A 25,588-nucleotide genomic window follows, 5' to 3' on the forward strand; every position below is an offset into this window, starting at 1 on the left:
TACAAATGAAAACCTTTACATTTATTTTAACATATTTTGAAAGTTTGTGGGACGAAAGAAACAGACACCTAGGAAATGATGTCTGTTTCTTCTCGTTCTTATTTATTTCGGAACATCTTAACTACTTCCATCAGCACTACGCTCGCTAAGGCTAAGCCTGTCGCAATAGCTATTTCACTCCATCCGAAGCTTCCCGGAATATGAAAGACATCTCTAGCGAACGGCATGATCGTAATGGCATATAAAACAAAGCCAACCAAGACGGCACCAAGTACATACTTATTTTCAAAAAATCCAGCGCCAAATGCTGTCTGTACGTTGGATCTAGCCGGGAAGGTTTGCAGCGTACGAGATAAAATAAGTGTTGTAAAGGCCATCGCCACGCCCATTTCTTCAGAATGCTGCAGACCGATATAGTGTGAGATAATAACCGCCACACCAATGAGCAAACCACGAATGATCACAGAGCGCATTGTGCCGCCTGCAAATATACCCTCATCAATTTTTCGAGGTTTTCGCTTCATCACATTCGGTTCTGATTTTTCCATCCCTAACGCAATGGCTGGTAACGAATCATTGACAAGATTAATAAAAAGTAATTGTAAGGCGGTGAAAGGATTCGCCCAATTCATGATAACTGCGAACAGAATAGCAATGATAGCACCTAAGTTTCCAGCAAATAGATATGCGATTGACTTCTTAATGTTATCAAACACTGTTCGTCCGACACTGACTGCTTTCACGATCGATACGAAGTTATCATCGGTTAAAATCATTGCTGCCGCATCTTTTGCCACGTCGGTTCCACTACCCATTCCGATTCCAATATCGGCTTGTTTTAAGGCGGGTGCATCATTGACTCCGTCCCCTGTCATGGCGGTAATCTGATTTTTTTGTTGCCATGCTTTCACAATGCGGATTTTATTCTCCGGCGAAACCCGTGCATAGACAGATATGTGCTCTAATTTCTCCGTTAATTCTTGTTCAGACATGTTATCAAGCTCTTTACCTGTAACAGCAAAATCATCTTCTCCCATCAACCCGATATCTCTACCGATTGCTTCTGCTGTTGTTTTATGATCACCTGTAATCATAACAGGCTTAATTCCTGCCTTTTTCGCCTCTTTAATCGATCCGTAAACAGCGTCACGAGGTGGATCCATCATGGCAGTAAAGCCAATTAAGGTAAAATCTTGTTCATCGTCTAATGAGATGGATTGCCCTTCTTCCAGTTTTTTGTAACCAAAGGCTAACACACGTAATGCTTGTCTGGAATAATTCTCATTCTGCTCCTCGAGTTTTGTTTTCCATTCATCTGTTAGTGACTGTTCTTCATCACCTGAGAGCAAATAACTGGCACGGTCGAGCATCACATCTGGCCCACCCTTGATCAGCATCAGTCGTTCTCCATTGATGGTATGAACCGTGGACATCATCTTCCGGTCAGAATCAAATGGCAGTTCTGCTTCACGGCTATGATTTTCGCGCAATGCTTTATATGGCTCATTCTGTTCATTCGCGAGTCGAATCAGCGCAATTTCAGTCGGATCACCAATCTCGTTATTGTCTTCATTAATATACGAATCGTTACATAATGCTGCCGTTTGAACCAGCAATTGCTCTGCCTTCGTCCATTTCTCCCCATCAAACGCGTCTTTCACTCCAGGGAGATAGGCTTCCGTAACCGTCATTTGATTTTTCGTCAGTGTACCGGTTTTGTCTGTACAGATTACACTGGTGGAGCCTAGAGTTTCAACAGCTGGTAAACGACGAATGATTGCATGCTGTTTTGCCATTTTGTTGGTACCAACCGATAATACGATCGTGACAATTGATTGTAACGCTTCTGGAATCGCCGCAACAGCTATCGCCACCGAGAACATCAAGGCATCGAGGACAGCTTGCGTCATATCGACGTCAGCATCACTAAAGAATAATCGGCCAACCTGAACGGCAAAAATCAGTACACAGAGTAACAAAATCACAATGCCGAGCTTTTTACTAAAGTCATCCAGCTTTCTTTGTAACGGTGTTTCCTTCGCTTCAGCGGTTTCGATCATTTCCGCAATTTTACCGATTTTCGCCTTCTCCCCTGTTGCTGTTACAACAAACGTTCCACGGCCATTAACAACTAATGAACTGGAGAAAACCATATTTGTCTGATCACCAATTGACACTTCTTCTGTAATTGGTTCAGTCATTTTATCAACGGCATTAGATTCCCCTGTCAACATACCTTCATTTATTTTTAACGATTCTGCTTCAATCAAACGCCCATCCGCCGGAATATAATCACCAGCTTCGAGCAACACAATATCTCCAGGAACAAGTTCTCTCGCCATAATTGTCTGATTGGTTCCATTTCGGATGACTTTCGCTTCCGGTGCTGACATATCACGTAATGCTTCTAATGAACTTTCTGCTTTTTTCGTTTGCACCACACTTATGACAGAGTTCAGCAAAATGACGATAAAAATAATGAGTGACTCAATAATTTCTCCTAATACAAGCTGAACGATGGCAGCAATTAAGAGAACGACAACCATCGCATCCTTAAATGTTTCTAAAAAGAGTTTCCATGTCGGGACTTTTTCTTTATCTGCAATTTCGTTGTAGCCTTCCTGCTCCAGCCGATTACTGGCTTCATTATCTGATAAACCTGAAGAAGGCTCAACCTCCCATTTCTCCAAAATCTCTTGCTTGGACTTTTGGTAAGTACTCACGTTTTTTCCCCTCCTGCATCTAACGTAATCAACACTTTCTCAATTCGATAATCAGACATCTCTACTGTTTTAAAGGTGACATTTTTATACGTAATCGTCGGTCGCTCTTCCAATTTTGGAATATAACCTAGCTGGTTTACCATAAATCCATTAACGGTTTCAAATTCTTCAGATGGTAACTCCAGGTGAAAGGCATCTTCTAATAAATAGAGATTCGTTGTTCCTTCTACTTCATACTGATGCTCATTCACTTTCTTCAAGCTGCTTGATTCATCCTCACCAGGCAGGTGATGTTCGCTTAATATTTCTCCGACAATTTCTTCGACCATATCCTCAATCGTGACTAATCCATCAATTCCACCATATTCATCGACGACGATCGCAATATGGATATTATGTTTTTTCATGTCTTGGAAAGCCGTATCAATTGGCTGTGATTCCATCACATAATAAGGTTTACGCAAGAGATGATGCCATGAGTTTTCTTTTGTCTGAAGAAAAGTAAACATCTCCTTGATATGTAATATCCCGACAATATGATCAATGTCACCATCGTAAACAGGAAAACGTGTATATCGCTTTTCGTTGATAATCGTTAATATTTCTTCTGTACTATCTTCTTTATCTATCGCCGAAATATCGGTTCGATGTGTCATTACATCTGAAACGGTCTTATCATTAAACTCAAAAATATTATGGATCATTCTTTTTTCGTCATTCTCGATCGTTCCTCTTTCCCCACCAATATCGACTAACATCCGAATTTCTTCTTCGTTCGCTTCTTCCTGTTTCGCATTCGGGTCGACACCAAACATCTTCACAATCAGATTGGTGGAAACATTCAGGATTTTGACAAAAGGAAAACTGACTTTAAATAATATCGAAAGTGGTGTGATGGTTTTGTAGGCAATCGCTTCGGCCTTTTGCAGTGCCAATTGCTTTGGTACTAATTCCCCGATGACGAGTGTAAAGTAAGACAAAAGAATCGTAATGGTTACCACCGCGATCGACTGAAGCAAGGATAAGGATACAGGAACACCGATATCAACGAGCCATTCTGCTAATGGACCTGCGAATCTGTCTGCTGCGAAGGCACTGGCCATAAAACCTGCCAATGTGATACCAATTTGAATCGTAGCTAGAAAACGACCAGGCTCTGCTAACAACGCTTGAAGCTTTTCTGATTTTTTATCGCCTTGCTCTGCTCTCTTTTTTATTTTATTATCATTTAATGCTACTAAGGAGATTTCAGATGCGGCAAAAAATGCATTGATGAGTATTAATACAATTAAAATAATGAAGGATAATACCAAATAATCACCTCGTTTTTTGTATACCTACCTTTGTTATACCCAAAATAAACAGGAATAAGACAAGAATTTTTAGAGAAAGGCGTGAAAACCATTACAAAATATGACATAATATATTATGATAGAAATATAACGCATTATGTGTGATAATTAACATATTGTAATTTAGTACGTAGAAAGTAGTTGGTGATACTTATGCAATTAGAAATAGATCAATCATCCTTACCCGTATATGAAGCATTAGCTAGTCAAGTCAGACTGGAAATCATCCAGTTATTATCAAAGAACAAAATGAATATCAAAGATCTTTCCAGTGCATTGGGGATCAGTAGTCCGATTGTTACGAAACATATTGAGAAATTAGAACGAGCTGGTATTATCCGAACAGAAAAAATCCCAGGTAAATCTGGTCTGCAGCGAATCTCGATTTTAAAAGTAGACCATATTGAAATCAATTTCCCAAAAAAGATTTATCATTCCTTTGCTACATACGAGACAGCGATTCCGGTCGGTCACTATACAGACTATCACGTTGTTCCTACATGCGGCTTAGCAACGACGAAGGATTTCATCGGACCTGTAGACCAGACGAAATTTTTCATGGACCCACAACGGATGGATGCACGCATCCTGTGGTTTACGCAAGGTTTTCTCGAATATAAAACGCCTAATTATTTGAATGAAGAGGATCAGTTGCAACAAATGGATATCAGCTTTGAAATATCATCTGAGTTCCCATTTTCCAATGAGGTTTGGCCATCTGATATCACCTTCACGCTGAATGATATGGAACTGGGTACATGGCAAAGCCCAGGAGATTTTGCCGATACCAGAGGAAAATATAATCCGGACTGGTGGCCGCATAATCTTAATCAATATGGTTTGTTAAAAACCATCCGGATTACGTCACACGGTACCTATATGGATGGTGAACCAATGTCAGATATCACGATCCATGATTTAGATACGTCTTCCGAGGGCTGGAAGTTTCGTGTAGAAGTAAAAGAAGATGCCGAAAACATTGGCGGTGTCACATTATTTGGCCGCGAATTCGGTAACCATGATCAGGATATTAACTTTAAATTGTATTACATTTAATCGTAAGCGCCCAATAACGAAGTATCTATAAGAACCAATCATTCTCCTATACACTTATCTTAAGACAATTGTATAGGAGGTTTTGGATTGATTGTAAATGTAGAGGATGCGAAAAGATGTTATATCGTATGTGGTAAAACGGATATGCGCTATGGCATTGATTCATTAGCTTATACCGTCCAATCACAGTTTGACTTAGATCCATTCCAGGATGCTTTGTTTTTCTTTTGTGGGAACAAACAAGATCGCTTTAAAGCACTCTATTGGGATGGGGAGGGTTTTTGGTTACTGTATAAGCGGTTTGAGAACGGCCAATTAAAATGGCCTCGAACCATAAGAGAAGCGAGATCATTAACGGCCCAACAAGTGGATTGGCTACTGCGAGGCTTCGCTATAGATCCACCGATAAAAGAGGCGTCTAACCGTGTCTTTTATTAACGTTTGGGTCGCCTTGTTTCCTTTCCTTTGATATACTATACGTATCAATGGAAAGAGGGAGAAACGTGTATGAGTTCCGTCGATGCTTTAACGCAAGTCATCCAAGCGCAAGCGAAACAAATAGACCAATTAACGGCTCAACTCGCTCATCAAGCGAATGAGATGAAATTGTTGCGTGAACAAGCAGAGTACTTAACGCAAAAGCTATTTGGAAAGTCAAAAGAATCCATTCCCACAGATGATAACCAGCTTTCGTTATTTGACGCACCGGAAGCACCGGTCCCCTTGGAAGAAGAAAAGGAAACCATTACATATCATCGAAAAAAGTCTAAAGGCAGAAAACAAACTATTTTACATCAATTTTCGGAACATCCTGTTCATCATGAACTGGTTGGGGATGCTTGTGCATGCCCAACTTGTGAGACAACCATGAAAGAGATAGGAAGTTATCCCGTGCGAGAAGAACTGGTCTATATCCCAGCTGAGCTCAACCGGCATGTCCACTACCAACACGCCTATAAATGTGAGGGTTGTTCTCAAAAAGGAATGACTGATAAGATTGTCAAAGCGCCTGTTCCGAAAGCCCCGATGGATAATAGCTTGGGTTCTGCCTCTATTATTGCCCAAACCATTCATCAGAAATTTTCGTTAAAAGTACCCGCGTACCGCCAAGAAGAGGATTGGCATCGGATGGGGCTACCGATTACGCGACAACATATTACCAACTGGCATATCAAAGTCTCTCAATATTACTTAGAACCGTTTTATCAGGTATTAAAAGAAAAGCTGGTGGAACAAGATATCTTACATGCGGATGAAACCTCTTATCGCGTATTGGAAAGTGATACAAAAAAGACGTATTACTGGACTTTTTTAAGTGGTAAACATAGCGAGCACCCCATCACCCTTTATCATCATGATGCAAGTCGGGGATCGCATGTCGCCAAAGACTTCCTTTCCCATTATAAGGGGTATGTCCATTGTGATATGTGGTCCGCTTATCAAGCCTTAGAGAAGACAGAATTAGCTGGCTGTTGGGCGCATGTACGCCGTAAATTCTGGGAAGCGATGCCGAAAGATTGTCCGGCCGATGCGGTAAGTCGACAAGGGGTAGAAGCTTGTGATCGGTTCTTTCGATATGAACGATCGTGGGAATCGCTATCACCGAACGATCGGCTGAAAAAGCGAGAAGAAGTCCTTCAACCAGAAATGGATAACTTCTTCGATTGGTTGCGTGCACAACCCGTCCTCTCTGGCAGTAAATTAGGAACGGCCATTGAGTATGCACTGAAATATGAAGCTACTTTCCGCACGGTATTAAAAGATGATCGATTAGTGCTTGATAACAATCGAGCAGAACGTGCGATGAAAGCTTTCGTGACAGGTCGGAAAAATTGGTTGTTTAGCGCTACCTTTGAAGGAGCAAAGGCAGCAGCCGTTATCATGAGTCTCATCGAAACAGCGAAACAAAACAACCTGATTCCGGAAACCTATATTACATATTTACTTGAAGAACTACCAAACCGAGATATCCTTGCCGATTCTGGGAAATTGGAAGCTTATTTGCCATGGCATCCGACAGTACAAGCTCGCTGCCAAAAAAATAGGAAACTGAAACGAAATGAACATACCCAACACATTCGCTAACCTATCTCAAGTCTAAGTTTAGCTCAGTGTTGGGTATTTTTCTATATACTTGAGTATTGGGCGCTTACATTTAATCGTATGACAATAAGTAGCAAAAAGAAGCCAAATCAATCATTTGGTTTCTTTTTTATTACCGTTGGAAACTTTAGTATGTACCAAGTAGAAGAAAAATCGGAAAAGGCCAACTAGTCCTAACTAACAAACTATATACAACTAGCTATACTGCCGGATTATGTAAACTAGGGCTGTATGGCAGAATGGTCATTTTGTTTTTTTGATCTGCTTAGCAAAGCTCCGGAAATAGGCTACGCTTAAGGAAGTTCTACAACGCATGGAACAGCTAGAAGCAGTGGTTCTAGGCATAATGTTATTCAAAAGCAGATATTTATGGTGCAATCAATATGCTAGCAATTACAAAAGTTGTAGAGCATTGATCCCTAGCGTAGGCCAACCACGGAGACTCCCGCGGGACAGGCAGGCGCTGAAGATACACAACGTCTGCACCTGTGTCTACTAGTAACGCTTCGAAGTAGGCTTCCTCGGTGCAAGGCAGCAGAGAAGCAATTCTAGTAGTAGCCTAGCTTCAGCCGTGCCCCGCAGGACATGAATCATTTCAAAATTACCACTAAGCATAAAGCGGCTAGTTTACATAATCCATATTATAGTAACTAAACTTCATGTTCCATATGATTACTGCTGTGACTGCACTTTTATACTATCTTGACTGAGGAAAAAAACTGGTCCTAATGTGAATCGGTGGGTTCATTTAGGACCAGTTTTTCTTGTTATGCTTTTGTCGTTCTTCTTGTCAGCCAGAGTAAGGCTGTTCCTATCATCAGCAGCAAAGTGCTGAATACGAGATAGTTATAGATATTTGTTGCTGTTTCTGGCATGGAGGGGGTAATTGTGTTAGAACCGGAATCGCTGCCAGTATCTATTTCTGTTTGTTCGTTGTCGTCACGATCATCTGTTTCATTCGCGTCCTGTTGATCTTCTTGTTCCCTCTCACCGTTATCATTCCCGCCATTGTCATCCGGGTCAGGAATAGGATCTGTATCTGGTTCTGGTTCGGGATCTGGGTCCGGATCAGGATCTGTATCAGGATCTGGCTCTGGTTCAATCTCACCACCAGTATCCTCCCCTCTTACAAAGCTGAATATGGAAGAACGAGTGCTGCCTGTATAGCCATCTTTCAGATTGACATACCAGAAATATTGTTCTCCTTCTGTTAACCCAGTCCAAGTTACCTCCGCTGTTTGACCACTTTCAACATCTTCTACCGTATCAATTTCATTATCGGTATACACATTAACCGCAAAATAATCTGTGGCTACTTGTTTCTCTTTTGCTTCTAAATCTAAATTAATCACAAATTCATCCTTATTCGGATATTCGTCTGTATCATAATAATTATAATCATCTAAATAAGGGGAATACGTATTGACCAGTACCCGATTATTATCCGTATCAAAATGCAATAACCGCATATAGCCTTGTCCACCTTCAGGACCTGCTTGATAATCAGCTAACATCTGGTATACTTGACGATCTGTTTCTCCATCACCATCGTCATCAATATCATCGACTAACGTTTGTGCTTCATGATAGTGGCCAGACAGAACTGCTATGACATTCTCATTTGGCAGTACTACTTCCTGATATATTTTTTCCCCTAATGGATGTCTTGTTCCCGTTGCTTGCAAATATTCATGGAATGTTAAGATCGCTGTTCGGTCTGGATGTTCACTTAACACTTGATTGACCCATGCAATACCATCATCATCGATACCCCAACCTAGATAAACCATGATATAGTCATTGCCGCCAGCTGAAATAAGATCATAATGTCCACGATTGTTTAAATAAGAGCCACCATAATAGGATTCATCTGCAAAACGGTCTTCACCAAAGTATTTGTAATACTCTGTGTAATCTTCGGTTTTTTGCAATACATCATGATTCCCTGCAAGGACTCCATATGGAATGTTGGCATCGTCTAATTTTTTCATTGAGCCATCTGCATTCAGCCATTGTTCTTCCTTATCTGCTTCATCTACCAAATCACCACTATGGAATACATACTCAATTTTCATTTCCTCTTGTTTCTCGACAATCCAATCCGTTTGACGATCATAAATATGAGGATAACTCTCTGAATAATACTGGGTGTCAGACAACCAGGCAAACGTATAATCATATTCCTCATTAGTTGAAGGAATTTCATCTTGAATCATGACTTGAATTTGATGATCTTCACTGTAAGATGAAACCTTGACCGTCCCTTTCAAATCAAAGTCTGTTTCTCCAGCAATTTTATAATCAATCAAATCCCACTGTGCTGTCTCGACATTCCAGGCATACATTGATACTTTTCTACCTTCTAATGAATGTCCCGTCCAAGCTAATTCAACAGTATCATTATCATCAATGCTCTCATCAAGCGTGACATCAAAACGATGGTATGGAAATGCTGTTGTATGATTTGTTATTAAATAGTCGCCATCTTTTTTTGAAACCGATGCGATATCTGCTGTGCCTAATTTTTTCGCATCTGATGTATCATTCGTATTCGGCGGTTCTGTCGGTGCAGCACCTAGATAAGACGTAACATTGTCTGTATCTGCTGGTGTATACTGATATCCTTGATAGAATCCGACATCTACTTTATCTCCAGTAGGGTCTTCGACACGAACCTTCAGCTTGGGATCACCATCTGCAATCACTGATTCATCAGTTGGATCGTTTGGATTTTCATCCTCTGTAAAAAAGGTAACTTCCCGATTCGTCGTATTTCCGGCTTTATCTGTTGCTGTGACCGATAACACATGTTCTCCTGGTGTCAATGTTCCAGTAGATGCTTCATATGGTAGCGTAATGTCATTTCCGTCGAGCATCGTTCGGATCGTTTCAACTCCTGCTACTTCATCCGTTATCGTGGCGTCAATCGTGAACGCACCTTTGTAGCTTTGATTATTTTCAATCGTCGTTTTGATCATTGGAGCCGTATTATCAACAAGTACTTTAGTCATTAACGACTGATTGGAATCAGCAACTTCTATCTGATGTTCACCATCTGCTACTTCTGTAGTATCCCATTCATATGCAAAAGATTGGGCATGTTCTTCTGAAACAGTAAAGATAAAATCTTCTGCTACCCGATCTGTTCCATCGTCTCCCATATCTATTACTTGCTCTGGATCTTGATGATTTGCGTCAGTCAACACGGTACCATCTGCCAAAACTAAGCGAACATTACGCAAATTGTAGTCATCACGGTTTTCGCCAGGATCACCTTCCCAAGGACTTGCTTTATTACCTGCTCTGATTGTAATGGTATTGTCGCCAACTTCAAAATGGGAAGGATCTATAGGGACAGTAATCGTTTCCCACTGGGCAATCCAATCATCAAAAATCGTAATAACCTGGTCGCCGATTGTTACACCATTCTGGAAATAGGTATTCACACCGCTTACTTCAAAAGCCAAATAAGCAGTATGTTCAACAGCTTGAAAATCCTTTTCTACTTGGTTACCATCAATCTTCATTCGCACATTATCTGGCTGACCAGTCGTCGAAGTCCCTTTTAACACGAAGGTATTTGATAAAACCTGATTCTCTTGAACATTTAAACGGACTGGCCGTGTATCCAAATCATTTTCGATTGTCACCGTTTTGACTTCCGTTTTAACAAGATTCGTTCCATCTGATGCTTCGAAATAATAATCAACACTTTTTTTACCGATCATTTCCGGAGCATAAATGCGGTGCGAAAACTTAGCTTGTTCGTCGCCTTCTTCTAATAAAGCTTTTTTAAATGCTTCATCGTCTGTTCGATAATAGACAGCAACGGTTTTAAGTTCCTCTTGATCAGAAGCTTCTGCTTTTATATCCAAATCATCCGTTTGTGTTACAGAGTCCAAATAGGTAATGTCCTTTATTTGTGGCTCAGTTTGGTCTGTTTCTACAGATACAGGTTGAGACGGAATTTGATAAGCTTCTACCATACCAGGTGTTGCATCTTTTTCGTTGGAGCTTATTTTTTCCATTTGATTCGAACTGTCTGTTGGAAACTTATAGACAATTCCTTTATTGGCCGTTGTATCGTCATTTGTTTCTTCATCGTTATAATAGGCGACGGCATGCTCTTTGCCAACATTGGAAGCAACAATTAATCCTCTCATGCTGCCATTGGCCATACCTGCAGATTCTATCCGGACGATATTGATGGCTTCTTCCAGTTGAGAACCATAATTCGCATTAAAATCTGCTACTGTTTTGTCATTATTTTGACCATTAATGATCCAAAAGACAAGGGTTTCACCTGCTGGAATCACTAGATTATCTGGAATAGATGGCCAGGTAATATCACTTTCAGGGTCTGTCCCATATCGATATTGCAGTTTATAATGTTCAAATGGAATAGGCTGATTCGTATTATTGTAGACTTCTATATACTCATAGCCATCCGCAGAGCCCACATTAGTAGAATCAGGAACAACCTCTGTTACGAGCAATGGAGGTAAGGATTCCGTATCTACCTCTTGCTGCTGTACGGCAATCGTAAATTCATCTGTCGTTTCTTGGTTGCTGCCATCTGAAGCCTCAATATAATAGGTCACATCCCCTTCCAGCAGTTCTCCGGGAATGGTTGCTGTATATTGATTTGGTTCTGTAGCACTTGATTCCATTGCAAAGCTTTTATAAGCAGTTGTTGCATTTTTAACATATAAGGTCGCATTTGGGATCGCCTCATCGTCAGAAATCGCTGCTTTAATAGTAACCGGTGAAAAAGCTTCGGCCGACGATACAGGTTCATGCGAAATTTCCAGTGCGTTCGTGTCTTCTTCTTTATCTGCTACTTCTACTACATTGGCAGGTACTTGTTGCTTTTTCACTGTACCTGGTGTTGCTTTCGCTAATGATTCCCACTTTGCCATCTCCGTACCTTGATTCGGATATTTGTATTGGATGACACCACCATTATTATCATTATCTTCACCTAAATAATCGGCATAAACTACCTGTTCATTATCGACATCACGTATAATCAAAGCACGTTCTCCACCATTAGAGAATCCTGGAAACTTCTCATCAGTCACTTCGATCACCTGTTGTTCCGATAAATTCGTAGCAAATTGCTGATTAAAATCGGCCAATGTATGATTGCCATTGTTATTCCAAAAAACGAGCATTTCCTTCGAATCCATTTCTACAGATGGAACTTGAAAGGATACTTCTTTACCTGAATCGGTATAATAATAAATTTGGGCGTATTGATTTAAAGATAACGTTGAATCCGTATTGTTATAAAGCTCGAAATATTCAAAGTAATCGGTTCCGCCACCAGAAGTATTGGGTGAGATCTCTGTGATTAATAGTGGAGGATAGTTTTGAAAATCTTCTTCTGTTTCTTCAGTTGATTCCACCATCATTTGAAAAGTTTGTCCTTTTTCTTCCGGCATCCTCACTCTGTGATTGGAATCGGTGACAGAAATATAATAATCTAAAACACCTTCTGTAACCTTTTCCGCTTCGATTGCAGCTAAATAACGATTATCTTCCTCTGATTCTAAACTGATTTGTTGAAACGTCGGCTCACCCGTAGTTCGATAATATAATGTAGCATCGCTCTTATCCTGATCATCGGTTATACTCGCTTCGATGGACAGTGCATGCCTTTGTTCAGCTTCTGATACAGGAGTATGTTCGATCACAGGTGCTTGATGTTCCGCAACGGTCACTTTTTGTTCCGGTACCTGAGCAGATTCTATCGTTCCAGGTGTCGGTGCTTGTACCTTCTGATACTTCAGCATTTCAGTCGACTCCGGTGAATATTGATAATTTACAACTTTACCAGAAGCTATATCCTCGGCTAAATAGCTGACAGATACTATATCTTCCTCTCCGTCTTTTAATGCAATTCCTCGTTGGCCATTATTGTAAAGATTAGTCCCTTTGTACATCACTATATCGTCGGCTGTTAAATCTGTTTGATAGTGTTCATTAAACTGGTCAATGGTCAAATGATGATTATTATTCCAGAATAGGAGTGTTTGACCGGGTGAAATACTGACATCCGAGAAGGTAAACGGATTATCAGGTGTATCTTCGTTTGTATACCGTAGTGCAATCGTATAATAATCGAGCATCACGGTCTGATCACTATTATTGTACACTTCAAAATATTCAAATTGATCGGTTCCACTATTATTTGGCATTATTTCTGTGATTAAGAGTTCCGGTAGTGTTTGAAAATCCATCGTATCGACTGGAACTTCGTTCGTTTTTTCCTCTTTAGTGACCTGATTTTCATTCTTATTTGCTTGTTTAGTAACCGTTTCATCTTGATTGGCTTTTTCAGGATTTTCTGATTGTGCAGCATTTTCCTCTGTGGACTCTGTGGTAGATTCGGCTTTTTCCTCGGTTATTGCTTTGTTATCGGAAGCTTCATGATTTGTATGGTTGTCACTTGATTGGGGAGTTTCCTTATTTTCGTTTGTCACTTTCTCTTCTTTGTTTACTGTTTTTGCACTTTTTTCTGTTGTTGAATCTTTTGAGTCAGCAACAGAAGGTTCATTATTCTCTTGTTCTTCTCCAACAGCTTCAGCCTCTTTGTTCGGCGTTGTTTCTGATTGATCTTCCGTTACTTGCTCATCTGTACGTTCGACCTGGACTTGCTCCGTACTCGCCTTCGCGATTGGTATGCAACTGAAAACGTTGGTGAATATTAAAAAGAATATAAGTATAATAGACACCTTTCTTGTAAGACCTTGATCCATTATTCATTATTCCCTCCTTTTTTTGTACACTATTAACTATAGGAGATGAATATTAATCAAAGTTAAAACATTTGTAAACTTATGTTAAATTTATACATAGAACTTAGCGAAATTTGCGGAAATGCCCCGATTTAATGTTAATATAAATTACTTTAGATAGTATCTCTTGCTATTCGTAAACATATACCTTCTATCGCTGTAATATGAAATTATGTAAAGTAGAACTGTCTGAAATTGTGGTAATGTTGATAGATTTCATTAACTAGTAAAGCTCCGGAAATAGGCTCCACGTCCTGTGGGCACGGAGTGGTTGGCCGGAGCGGTATCCTAGCACATTAAATATCTCAGTATGGATGCTTGGCTAGCGATGGCTAGTTTACATAATCCATATTATAGGAACTCAACTTCATGTTCCATATGATTACTGCTGTGAATGCGCTTTTAAACTTTCCTGCTTTCAGAAAAAGAACCGGGCGAATGTAAGCCCGGTTCTTTTTCTGAATTTCATTATTCACTGTTTAATTCCGCACCATACTCAAATATCGTGCCCAGCAGGCGAGTCCTGCTCCGTGTCGGAATTGCCCATTTTCGACGAGTTGGTAAAATTGATCAATTGGTACTTTTTCCAGCTCAATCTCTTCTAATTCTTCCAATTCCTGTTCCGCTATTCGTACCGTATCCGTAGCTAAGAAGAGATGGATCTTTTCCGTTGTCGAGCCAGCGGATGGATAAAAATAATCCAATGCAATCCACTGATTGGACTGATAGCCGGTTTCCTCTAACAATTCCCTTTTTGCTGCCATTAGCGGATCTTCCTCTTCCTCGATCATACCAGCCGGAAATTCCAATTCAATGGAATGAAGAGGATGACGATATTGTTTCAGCATGAGGACATGGTCATCTTCCGTTATAGCAAGAATACAGACACCATCCCGAAATTGAACATAAGAAAATTGATGTGTTTGTTGATTAGCAAGTAGCACTTCATCAATGGTAATCTTAAACCGATCTACCTGAGTGGTTGTGCTTTGATTAATCTTCCAATCATTATTTGCCAAGGCAGTTCCCTCATTTCTTTCTTTTTGGATAGTTCAGAATCATCTTAACGACAATAATATACAAAAGTATTGCACATAAGAGAAAAGCAAGCGTCGGTTCTTTCGAAATAAAGTAGAGCACTTGATAACTGAGCAATGGCCATAATAAAGCGAATGCTGTCATTTTCCACAACTGCTGATACGCTAATTTCCGTTGCAGTATCCAGCGAAATAACAGCGAGCCTAGCGCTAGTGCCGAAATGCTTGTAACGACTAAAAACATCATAAAGAATGGATAAAACACGATGATCTGAAGCAAATACTGACTATAGGAAACCTGTGAATACCCTTGTTCATAGCCCGCGATCATAATAATAACATTCGGTAAAAAAACAATAAAAAATAATAAAAAAAGATAAACGAGCGTATCTCTCATGCTGACGCGATTCAGCCAGAACAACGCATCTTTTTTAGGTAAGATTGCACTTTTGCGTAAAATTGATAAGATTCCCATTGTTTTCACTCGTTACCTTTCTAGTCTTCTGCGATTCGCTGATAACCACTATTATAATAAAGAATTGGTTTTCCTTCGTCGACCTTGATATCATCTACTTCTGCAATCAGCAATAAATGGTCTCCTGCTTCAACATTGTTCACAACTGTACACGCTAATGTAGTGAGTGCATTGTTAATAACCGGAATACCATCGAGTCTCGTGAAATCATCAAAATATTGATCAAGCTGTTTAGCAAAAATCATGGAAACGTCCTGTTGTTCCTCACGCAGTATACTCACACCAATGCGTTTAATTTTATCGGCGTTTTTATAGAAGTTGGTTTTATGGTCCAAAGAAATGGTAATTAATTGCGGATCCAAGGATACCGACATAAAAGCATTGACTGTCATACCATGAACATCATCACCAAATTCTGATGTGACAATGGTAATCCCTGTAGCAAACTTCCCCATTGCTTTACGAAATTCTTGTTTTCCCATCGAAATACCTCCTTGTCTGACTAGCTATCTGAGAATATGTGATGTCTTTCATATTTTAACATAGATTCTCAGTTTAGCGGCTTAGGAAGTTTACAAAATTAGAGAACCGCTGATTTCTTCTACTTGTGACACTTATTGTCTCTATATCAGACTTCTTCACTTCCCAACATTTCGTGCTATCCTAATAGGAGATAACGGGGCATAACCCGCCCAGACCTAATTGACTTCATTAATAAACAACTTCCTATAATATGGATTATGTTAACTAGCAGCTTAGTGGTCATTTTGAAAAATTATGTGTGGTATGATACCGCTCCGTCCAACCACTCCGCGTCCTGCGGGGCACGGCTGGAGCTAACTTTGTGAAGAAGAACACTTCACAAAGTGGATCTCCAGCACCTGCACAATCCCGCGGGAGTCTCCGTGGTTGGCCTCCGCTGATGTATAGCTCCACAATTTATGCGACAGCTAGGATATGAAGCACTATCTGCAAGATTTACACCTTAATTGATGAAATACATTGCTTAGCACCACTGCTTCTAGCTGTTCCATGCGTTGTAGAACTTCCTTAAGCGTAGGAAATAGGCGGAGACTCCCGTGGGATGAGTCGTGTGTGAAGACCCCGCAGTGAGCGATTTTTGCTCGCGAGGAGGCTGAACCCGACCCCACAGGACGCGGAGCCTATTTCCGGAGCTTTGCTAAGCAGATAAAATATATCAAAATGGCCATTTTGCCATACAGCCCTAGTTAACATAATCCATATTATAAGATCCTACTTTCCTATTTAGCATGATTACTTCTATGACTGTACGTGTATACTTTCTTTGTTCATAAGAAAAAGCCGAACATAACGCGTTTGTCTGATGACATTTCGTGTTATGCTCGGCTATTGATTTGTTTAGGTCACCTTTTGCCCCATTCTTCTTTACATAGAATCTAAGTCAAAGTAACTGTCTTGACCTAAGTGTTGCATATATTTTTCTGTTAGATGTTCCAAATCAGTAGAAGCTTCTAAGTATAGCCAATGCTGGCCCTTATCTCCCGTATAGGATTTTCGTTCCACCATAAATTCTCTAGTTTCTTTATTTATAATCGTAAAGCATAATTGCTCGACATACGTCTTGTATTTCGGATCAGATAATGCCTCTACAATTAATGGGTTCTCATTGAATGGTACCGGATTTTCATACGTATAAACAAAAACACTATCACCTTTTGGATCAAGTTTGCAATCTTTAATTGGACTGTAATTGTTGATACTTGCTTCAATAATTTTTACTTCTTGATCAGTAATGGTCCGCTCTTTCTCCTTTGTTAAAAAGACACGGCCATTTGGATGTTCATATATTTCGTATCCTTCAGGAATACTGTCAACGGAAGTATTCGGATCGTCTTTTTTAAAGTAATAATTAAGATTACCTTCACTAGTTTTCTTCATGTGTAAAAAGTACTCATCACCACGAAAATTTGTATATTGGACTGTCATCTTCACACCACCCTTAAAATTCATCCCCGCTACACGGTCTTATGTTTTGCTTTCATTAGTATAACAAAAATCACTTCAATGTGAAACTGTCAATCATCCGACAGACTTTGCAATCTATTATTATTTCGACAATTTCCCAGGAAATATTTTATATGTGTGTAAATCTAGTACATAAAGGGAAGAGTGTAAAATGAGTCAGTGACAAAGGAGTGGATCAACATGGACATTAAAGTATCTGAAAAAGCATTACAATGGTTCAAAGATGAAGTAGAAGTGAAAGAAGGAAGCACGATTAAGTTCCAAGCCAAATACGGTGGCTATAGCCCGATACACGAAGGATTCTCCCTTGCATTCGCATTAAATGAACCAATCGAAGAGCCTTTGGTGACCAAAGAAATAGATAATATTACATTTTTCATTGAGGATACAGATGCCTGGTATTTTAAAGGGTATCAATTACATGTTGAATTTGATGAGGATTTACAAGAAGTAAAATATGAGTATGAAGAGGAAAAGTGAGGGATCCCCCTCACTTTTTTTATCAAAAAGTATATAAGTATAGCCACAGCAGTAATCATATTAAACATGAAGTTTGAGTTCCTATAATACGGATTATGTAAAGTGGAACTAGCTGACATTATGGCCATTTTGAAAGATTTCATTTACTTAGTAAATCTCTTTAAAAATTGTTGGCGTCAGAATGGTTGGCTGGAGCGTATCCCAACAGAAACAATATACTAAAATGGTCGCAACACTAACATAATTCGCATTATAAGAACCTACTTTCAACTTAACTTTTCTTAATCGCCTTCATGACGTACATTCTTTACACAAAACTAAAACAGCTAATACTGTACTGTATTAGCTGTTTATCATAGCTTGTACCTTTGCCACTTCTTCTTCTGGTACAATATAGTAGTATATGCCATCTATGGTCGTTCCTGATCCTTGCATTTGATAACTGTTCATATTTTTTCTTGTATTGGTGTAGCCGCCCAGTAATGACTTCACCGCATTGAAATCGATGCTTGTGGACATATTATTGCCCATGATGTTAATTAGTTCGTTAATCTTCGTTACATTTGCCACATTAGCACCATCATTAATGATCGCCTCGATCACTTTCCGCTGACGTTCTGTCCGGCCGAAATCACCTGCTGGATCTTGCTTTCTCATTCTTACATAGGCAAGTGTCTTCGCACCATCCATTTCCACTGGACCATTGGTAAATTGATATGTACCATCTGACCATTCTATTTCATTATCGACTGTTATCGTACCTAGTTCGTCTACTAACTCTTGTAATCCTTCCATATTGACCCGAACAAAATAATCAATTTCAATATCAAGAAAATGCTGAACTGTCTGAATCGACATATCCGGACCGCCAAACGCATAGGCATGATTAATTTTATCTTGTTCTCCTCTGCCGACAATTAATGTTCTAGTATCCCGTGGAATACTGATTAATTGCATTTCTTCTGTTTCAGGTTTTAAATTTAATACCATTAATGCATCAGATCTGCCGACATCATTTCCTCTTTCGTCAACACCTAACAACAAGATATTTAATGGCTCAGATGCATCCATTTTTTGTTTTACTTTCTCCTGATCAATAGATTCCACCGGATCATGCATTTTCGTATTAAATGTCTCTTCTACATTATTGACAATCGATAACGCATATCCTCCCACAACCGCAATCAAAACAACGACAATTATAATTGGTGTCCATATCCACCATTTTTTGTTGATTTTCTTTCGATTCGATCTAGTCTCCACCCTCAACATCCTATCTCTATATTCTTACTTTCACTTCCACATTATAACATAGTTATGAGTAAAATAGATTAATGTTAATAGAATATTTTAGCAATTTTTAATATATTTAGAAGATACAATATATTAAGAACCGGGCATAACTCGCCGGTCCTAATTGATGTGAGTAGTATACAACTTCTTATAATATGGATTATGTAAAGTAGCACTGTCTGACATAGTGGGTAATTTTGATAGATATCATCTGCTTAGCAAAGCTCCGGAAATAGGCTCCGCGTCCTGTGGGCACGGCTTCAGCTAGGCTACTACTTGATTTACATCCTTGCTGCCTTGTGCTGAGGAAGCTCACTTCGAAGCTATACTTTCAGACGCAGGCACAAACTAAGTGGATCTTCAGCTCGCGCTGAGGCATGAGGAGTCTCCGCCTATTTCCTACGCTTAAGGGAAGTGCTACAACGTATGGAACATCAAAAAGCAGTGGTTCTAGGCATTATTTTAGTCATTCAAGTGTTGTTATACATGCAACGATCAAAATGCTAGCTCTTACAGAAGTTGTAGATTCCCTAACCTAGCGTAGGTCAACCACGTAGACTCCCGCGGGACAGGCAGGTGCTGAAGATCCACAACGTCTGCACCTGCGTCTTCTAGTAACGCTTCGAAGTAGGCTTCCTCGGTGCAAGGCGGCAGAGAAGTGATTCGTGTAGTATCCTAGCTTCAGCCGTGCCCGCAGGACGCGAAGTGGTTGGCCGGAGCGGTATCCCAGCACATGAATCATTTCAAAATTACTACTAAGCATAAAGAGGTTACTTTACATAATCCATATTATAGGAACTCACCTTCTTGTTCCATATGATTACTGCTGTTACTGCACTTTTATACTTTTTAGTCTGATTAAAAAAGTATTCCCCTAGCACGGAGGAATACTTTTTTGCTCGTTATAGGCTTATCCAACGCTTTTCCTGAGCAGATTGTTCCACTGCAGCCAGGATCCGCTGGTTTTTGACGCCATCTTCAAAGTTTGGCACAGGTTGGCGGTTCTCATGAATGCCTCTGAGAAATTCATCCATTAAATGAATAAACGTATGCTCATAACCGATAATATGACCAGCTGGCCAGTAGGCGCCGGCATAAGGATGGACTTCTTCGGTACAATTTATCAGTCTGAAGCCTTGCACACCTGTTTCATCATCTGCTAAGTAGACTTCGAGATTATTCATATTTTCCATATCCCAGCGAATCGAACCTTTTTCACCATTAATTTCGAATTTGTTCTTGTTGCGATTACCACCTGCAAAGCGGGTTGCCTCAAAGGTTCCGAACGTTCCATTTTCAAATCGGGCAAGGATCGCTACTGCATCATCCACTGTAACTTCTCCCATTTCGGAGTTATCGCCTTTTGCACTCAAACCTCCTGTCATTTCACCGATAGGGCGTTCTTTTATGAAAGTTTCCATCATGGCGGTTACTTCCTTCAGCTCACCTACAAGAAAACGTGCTAAGTCAATACTGTGCGCCCCGATGTCGCCTAGTGCACCAGAACCTGATACTTCTTTCTTCAGACGCCAAACGAGTGGGAAGTTGGGGTCAATAATAAAATCCTGTAAATAATTGGCCCGGAAATGAAAGATTCGTCCGATCCGACCTTGCTCAATCAGTTGCTTCGCCATTTGAACCGCCGGAACGAAGCGATAATTATGGCAAATCATATGCTTCACGTTATTCTTCTGTACTGCTTCGAGCATTCTTTCTGATTCCTCAACCGTTAAAGCCAATGGTTTTTCTGTAATAATATGCTTCCCCGCTTCAGCAGCAGCAATGGCGATTTCTGCATGCGTATGATTCGGTGTTACGATATCGATCACGTCTACATCATCGCGTTCTAATACGCGACGCCAGTCTGTTTCATAGCTTAACCAGCCCATTTTTTGCTGGGCCTCTTTTACTGCTTCTTCGTTACGACCGGCAATCACCGTTAATTCAGGTTCTAACGGATTATCAAAATAAAAAGGCAAATCTCGATACGCATGGCTATGTGCTTTTCCCATAAATTGATACCCAATCATTCCGATCCTGATCTTTGGTTTTACGCCCACCACATTTCACCTACCTTCTCTTTAATTAAGCAATTCTGTAATAGATCAACTGCCTTCTGAAAACCTTCATCAACTGACATTAAGCTGTCTTCATGTTCGATACTGACTGCACCTTGATAACCGATGAGCTGCAATGCACTAATGATTCGCTTCCATTCCTGTTCACCATGTCCATAGCCGATCGTACGGAAAATCCAGGAACGGTTTAGTTCATCACTATATGGCTTTGTATCCAATACACCATTAGCTGCCGTATTTTCAGGATCAATAGCTGTGTCTTTTGCATGAAAATGAAACAAGGCATTGTGCTTACCTAATTCTTTAATACTGATTACCGGGTCCATTTGTTGCCAATACAAATGGCTGGGATCGAAATTGACGCCTATTTGCTCGCCACAAGATGCGCGCAACTTTAATGCTGTTTCGTTATTATAAACAACAAAGCCTGGATGCGGCTCAATCGCCACTCTTACACCATGTGACTGCAAAAAGGCTTGCTGCTCTTTCCAATATGGAATCACCTTTTCTTCCCATTGCCATGCTAATACTTCAGGATGGTCATCTGGCCAGGCAGCTGTCACCCACACTGGATTACGGGAATATTCCGATTCGCCCGGACAACCAGAAAAAGTTACTACTGTATCGACGCCTATTTTTTCTGCTAATAAAACCGTTTGTTCAAATTGATGATGATGCTGTAATGCTATATCTTGATTTGGGTGCAAGGGATTACCGTGACAGCTTAAGGCACTAATCGATATCCCCCGCTGTTCAAATGCTTGTTGGAATGCTTGTAATTTTTGTTCATCCTGCAGAAGAATCTCCGGGTTGCAATGTGCATTACCTGGATAGCCTCCTGCACCTATTTCTACCGTTTCTAATCCTGCATTCTGAACCTTATCCAATGCTTCTTCCAATGATTTGTCTCCAAATAGAACCGCAAATACACCTAATTTCACAATCCATCACCTCATTGATTTATTTTTGATAATTTATGTTGTGAATCACGTTGTTACCGGTATTTAACAAAAAAAATGTTTCTCATCAAAACCTATTGGCAGGGCATCTGGCTGTACGCAGCTGCTTGACAGCACTTGGTGTTTCCCCTCTGTAGAAGAGCTTAGTATGCCATGCATAATTTCTAGTACATGATAGGACAGATCACCATTCGCTCTCGCTGATTTGCCAGCTTGAATGGCATCGACCATTTCAGCTACTCCTAAGCCTCTGCTGTTATCAGAAAAACCGTGTGATAACGGAATCTCCTGCCACTCCTTATGATCATGTCTTCTTAGATAAACGGGACCACCAAACGTATTCGGATCTGGTACTGATAATGTACCTTCTGTTCCATATATTTCAATATGCGGTAACTGATGAGCATGGGTATCAAAGCTCATGATCATGGATGCTACGGGACCTTTTTCAAAATCTAATACACTATTAATCTGTGTCGGTGTTTCTACTTTTATCGATTCGCCGAATTTAGGCTGACTCATAATCGTTCTTTCTGTGTAGCCCATCTGTGCTGAACCGGTGACACGGGCAACTGGACCTAATAAGTTGACGAGAGCATGTAAGTAATAAGGCCCCATATCGAACATTGGTCCCCCGCCTTCTTGATAGTAAAATGCGGGATCGGGATGCCAGCGTTCATGACCGGCTATCATCATAAACGCAGTCGCGGAAAGCGGACGTCCAATCCATCCATCATCTATCAATTTTCTTGAAGTCTGAATACCTGCTCCAAGAAAAGTATCTGGCGCATTACCAATCATCAGCCCTTTTTCCTCCGCTGTTTCGATCATGCGCTGGCCGTCTTCTAATGAGACAGCTAGCGGCTTTTCACCATATACATGCTTACCTTTCTCTAATGCCTTGATTGCAATCTCAGCATGGACAGCTGGTATAGTTAAATTAATGACGAAATCAATTTCAGGGTCATCTAACAGTTGTTCCGTTGTATACGCTTTCGGAATATGGTATTGTTCTGCACGTTCCTGTGCTCTCTCCAGTACAAGATCTGCTACCGCTTCAATCGAATAATTAGCAAATCGCGTTGCATTTTCTAAATATATTTTACTAATATTCCCACAACCAATAATACCTACTTTCATGATTTTCCTCCGCCTCCTCTATCTGCTGGCCCAAATAAAACCGTTTTTCATCAATTGCAATACCTCTGGCATCTTGACGATTTCTGCCACGTGTCCTAAGCCGCAATAATAAACCTTTCCTTTTCCCCATTTTTTCGTCCAGACAACGGGCATATCTACTTCACCATTTGTTTGGTAGGGTCCTTCTGCCACTGGAAATCTTGTCGTTGCGTGTACCTGTACGGCTGGATCGACATGCATGTAATATTGCTCAGACACGACTTTAAAATCCTTCATTCCCTCAGTAAGCGGGTGGTCCGCATCGACAATATGTACATCATATTCCACCCCATCATTGCCGGGATGCGCTACCCACTGGCCACCAACCATAAATTGATAATCGACTTCCATCCGGAAGGAATCCCCCATTCCACCATGAAGTCCTGCCAATCCTGTTCCCTGCTCCACTGCTTTTAATAATGGTTGAAGCTGCTCTTGCTCAATCGTACCCTGTGTCCAATTCGGCACAATCAGATCATACTGAGTTAAATCATCTTCTGCCAATGTTTGTAACGTATCTGTGATCTTCACCTGATAATCTTCTTTTTCTAATAATCCTGCCAAAATATGAGCTACATCTTCTGGCTCGTGCCCTTGCCAACCACCTTGAAAAATTAATGCCTGTTTCATTCTGCAACCTCCCTATTGTGTGTTTACGCTTTCATTATAACTAAGTTCAACGGTAAAACAAAGTGATTCGTTTGCATTTATAAAATAAAAAATTGATAATATGAATATACTCGAAATTATACGGAAGGAACGTGTCCAAATGGGCTCCACACATGAATTTTCACTAAAAGAAGAAATTGCTAACTCCGTTACGCATGGAATCGGGATGGCACTCAGTATCGCCGGCCTGGTGCTTTTAATCGTCTTTTCTTCTTTACACGGCTCACCATGGCATATCGTCAGCTTCACTTTATTCGGCGTTACCATGGTATTACTCTATACATCTTCAACCCTATTACACAGCTTACCAAAAGGAAAGGCAAAAGATGTGTTTGAAATATTAGATCATTCCTCGATCTATTTTTTTATTGCCGGTACGTATACACCATTTTTATTTGTTATCGTTCGTGGCTGGGAAGGCTGGACATTATTCGGGATCATTTGGGGACTGGCGATTGGCGGTACGGTGTTCAAAGCTTTCTTCGTCAAGCGATTTCTTTTCTTTTCTACCATACTGTATGTGATCATGGGCTGGCTTATCGTATTCACTTGGAATCCACTCGTAGAAACGCTCGCCCCTAACGGTGTACGATTACTTGTCTTGGGCGGTGTTCTATATACAGTTGGTGCTGTATTTTATGTATGGCGCGGCTTTAAATACCATCACGCCCTCTGGCACCTGTTTGTGCTGGCCGGTACGATTATGCATTTTTTCGCTGTACTATTGTATGTATTGCCGGTGGAATAAATGACGTGACAATTAGAAAGGATGCGAAATCTGGATTCGATCCATGGTTTCGTATCCTTTTTTATTCGTATTGAAGCGTAGATATGTTTCGATAGTTTGGTTTCGTGATGAGAGAAAGGAACGAGATAAATCCTCGGGACTCTTCCTGCTTTTGGCTCCTTTATCGAGGAAACGTAACAAATCTCAGGGGCTCTCCTTCTACTTTTGGCTCCTTTATCGGGAAACGTAACAAATCTCGGGGCTCTCTTTCTACTTTTGGCTCCTTTATCGAGAAACGTAACAAATCTCGGGGCTCTCTTTCTACTTTTGGCTCCTTTATCGAGAAACGCAACAAATCTCAGGGGCTCTCTTTCTACTTTTGGCTCCTTTATCGAGAAACGCAACAAATCTCAGGGGCTCTCTTTCTACTTTTGGCTCCTTTATCGAGAAACGCAACAAATCTCAGGGGCTCTCCTTCTACTTTTGGCTCCTTTATCGGCGATTGAGAAAAATACATGGAAATATGCTGCTTTTGCTTTATGTACATCCCCCTTTACTTTATCCCAAAAAAACGCTCAGAATTTTTCATCTGAGCGTTATTATACCTTATCCAATTATGCTTCTACCTGATATATGACACTTTCCACCGG

General features: G+C 40.4%; 17 protein-coding genes. 5 read left to right on the plus strand and 12 right to left on the minus strand.

Annotated features, from left to right (window positions below; genetic code table 11):
• Positions 1-98 precede the first annotated feature (98 nt).
• Together MUN87_RS07550 and MUN87_RS07555 are read right to left on the minus strand one after the other, a co-directional pair.
• Entirely contained in the window at positions 99-2,723 is a 2,625-nt protein-coding gene (locus MUN87_RS07550) for a cation-translocating P-type ATPase (RefSeq protein WP_439649647.1), read from the minus strand.
• On the minus strand, positions 2,720-4,036 hold the full coding sequence (locus tag MUN87_RS07555) for a hemolysin family protein (RefSeq protein WP_244747096.1): 1,317 nt from the start codon (positions 4,034-4,036) through the stop codon (positions 2,720-2,722). Before MUN87_RS07555 ends, MUN87_RS07550 begins: the two co-directional genes overlap by 4 nt.
• Positions 4,037-4,228: 192 nt before the next feature.
• On the opposite strand from MUN87_RS07555, the gene MUN87_RS07560 reads away from it, so the two are divergent.
• From MUN87_RS07560 to tnpC, 3 genes are all read left to right on the plus strand, one after another.
• Positions 4,229-5,131 carry an ArsR/SmtB family transcription factor gene (locus MUN87_RS07560; RefSeq protein WP_244715049.1) on the plus strand — a complete coding sequence of 301 codons (903 nt, stop codon included), beginning with the start codon at positions 4,229-4,231 and terminating at the stop codon, positions 5,129-5,131.
• Between the two features lie 87 nt (positions 5,132-5,218).
• Complete coding sequence (tnpB, locus tag MUN87_RS07565) at positions 5,219-5,569, plus strand: IS66 family insertion sequence element accessory protein TnpB (RefSeq protein ID WP_244747097.1); 351 nt, start codon at positions 5,219-5,221, stop codon at positions 5,567-5,569.
• A 69-nt stretch (positions 5,570-5,638) separates the two neighbouring features.
• On the plus strand, positions 5,639-7,216 hold the full coding sequence (gene tnpC / locus MUN87_RS07570; RefSeq protein WP_244747098.1) for an IS66 family transposase: 1,578 nt from the start codon (positions 5,639-5,641) through the stop codon (positions 7,214-7,216).
• A gap of 785 nt (positions 7,217-8,001) precedes the next feature.
• Here tnpC and MUN87_RS07575 read toward each other — a convergent pair.
• The 5 genes from MUN87_RS07575 to MUN87_RS07595 all read right to left on the minus strand — a co-directional run bounded on the left by MUN87_RS07575 (position 8,002) and on the right by MUN87_RS07595 (position 17,514).
• Positions 8,002-13,995, minus strand: coding sequence for a lamin tail domain-containing protein (locus MUN87_RS07575; RefSeq protein WP_244747099.1), 5,994 nt, complete (start codon positions 13,993-13,995; stop codon positions 8,002-8,004).
• 518 nt (positions 13,996-14,513) lie between these two features.
• Complete coding sequence (locus tag MUN87_RS07580; protein WP_244747100.1) at positions 14,514-15,053, minus strand: NUDIX hydrolase; 540 nt, start codon at positions 15,051-15,053, stop codon at positions 14,514-14,516.
• Between the two features lie 10 nt (positions 15,054-15,063).
• Positions 15,064-15,546, minus strand: coding sequence for a DUF1189 domain-containing protein (locus MUN87_RS07585; protein ID WP_244747101.1), 483 nt, complete (start codon positions 15,544-15,546; stop codon positions 15,064-15,066).
• 20 nt (positions 15,547-15,566) lie between these two features.
• A complete protein-coding gene (locus tag MUN87_RS07590; RefSeq protein WP_244747102.1) occupies positions 15,567-16,028 on the minus strand; it encodes a flavin reductase family protein in 462 nt (153 codons plus the stop codon).
• A 925-nt stretch (positions 16,029-16,953) separates the two neighbouring features.
• Complete coding sequence (locus MUN87_RS07595; protein WP_244747103.1) at positions 16,954-17,514, minus strand: hypothetical protein; 561 nt, start codon at positions 17,512-17,514, stop codon at positions 16,954-16,956.
• 219 nt (positions 17,515-17,733) lie between these two features.
• On the opposite strand from MUN87_RS07595, the gene MUN87_RS07600 reads away from it, so the two are divergent.
• Positions 17,734-18,033 (plus strand): HesB/YadR/YfhF family protein, encoded by a 300-nt coding sequence (locus MUN87_RS07600; RefSeq protein ID WP_244747104.1) that lies wholly within the window; start codon positions 17,734-17,736, stop codon positions 18,031-18,033.
• Between the two features lie 342 nt (positions 18,034-18,375).
• Here the strand turns inward: MUN87_RS07600 and MUN87_RS07605 are convergent, their stop codons facing one another.
• The 5 genes from MUN87_RS07605 to MUN87_RS07625 all read right to left on the minus strand — a co-directional run bounded on the left by MUN87_RS07605 (position 18,376) and on the right by MUN87_RS07625 (position 24,172).
• The gene (locus MUN87_RS07605; RefSeq protein ID WP_244747105.1) at positions 18,376-19,305 is read right to left on the minus strand and encodes an LCP family glycopolymer transferase; all 930 of its coding nucleotides are present in this window, start codon (positions 19,303-19,305) and stop codon (positions 18,376-18,378) included.
• A 923-nt stretch (positions 19,306-20,228) separates the two neighbouring features.
• On the minus strand, positions 20,229-21,386 hold the full coding sequence (locus tag MUN87_RS07610; protein WP_244747106.1) for a Gfo/Idh/MocA family protein: 1,158 nt from the start codon (positions 21,384-21,386) through the stop codon (positions 20,229-20,231).
• On the minus strand, positions 21,377-22,345 hold the full coding sequence (locus tag MUN87_RS07615) for a sugar phosphate isomerase/epimerase family protein (RefSeq protein ID WP_244747107.1): 969 nt from the start codon (positions 22,343-22,345) through the stop codon (positions 21,377-21,379). The genes MUN87_RS07610 and MUN87_RS07615 overlap by 10 nt, the downstream gene beginning before the upstream one ends.
• Positions 22,346-22,408: 63 nt before the next feature.
• Positions 22,409-23,503 (minus strand): Gfo/Idh/MocA family protein, encoded by a 1,095-nt coding sequence (locus MUN87_RS07620; protein WP_244747108.1) that lies wholly within the window; start codon positions 23,501-23,503, stop codon positions 22,409-22,411.
• Positions 23,504-23,521: 18 nt separating this feature from the next.
• Positions 23,522-24,172 carry a ThuA domain-containing protein gene (locus tag MUN87_RS07625; protein WP_244747110.1) on the minus strand — a complete coding sequence of 217 codons (651 nt, stop codon included), beginning with the start codon at positions 24,170-24,172 and terminating at the stop codon, positions 23,522-23,524.
• A gap of 139 nt (positions 24,173-24,311) precedes the next feature.
• Between MUN87_RS07625 and trhA the strand changes: the two genes are divergently transcribed.
• A complete protein-coding gene (gene trhA / locus MUN87_RS07630; protein ID WP_244747111.1) occupies positions 24,312-24,959 on the plus strand; it encodes a PAQR family membrane homeostasis protein TrhA in 648 nt (215 codons plus the stop codon).
• The last annotated feature ends 629 nt before the right edge of the window (positions 24,960-25,588 follow it).

The organism is Gracilibacillus salinarum (assembly GCF_022919575.1).
GTDB classification, from domain to species: Bacteria; Bacillota; Bacilli; order Bacillales; family Amphibacillaceae; genus Gracilibacillus; species Gracilibacillus salinarum.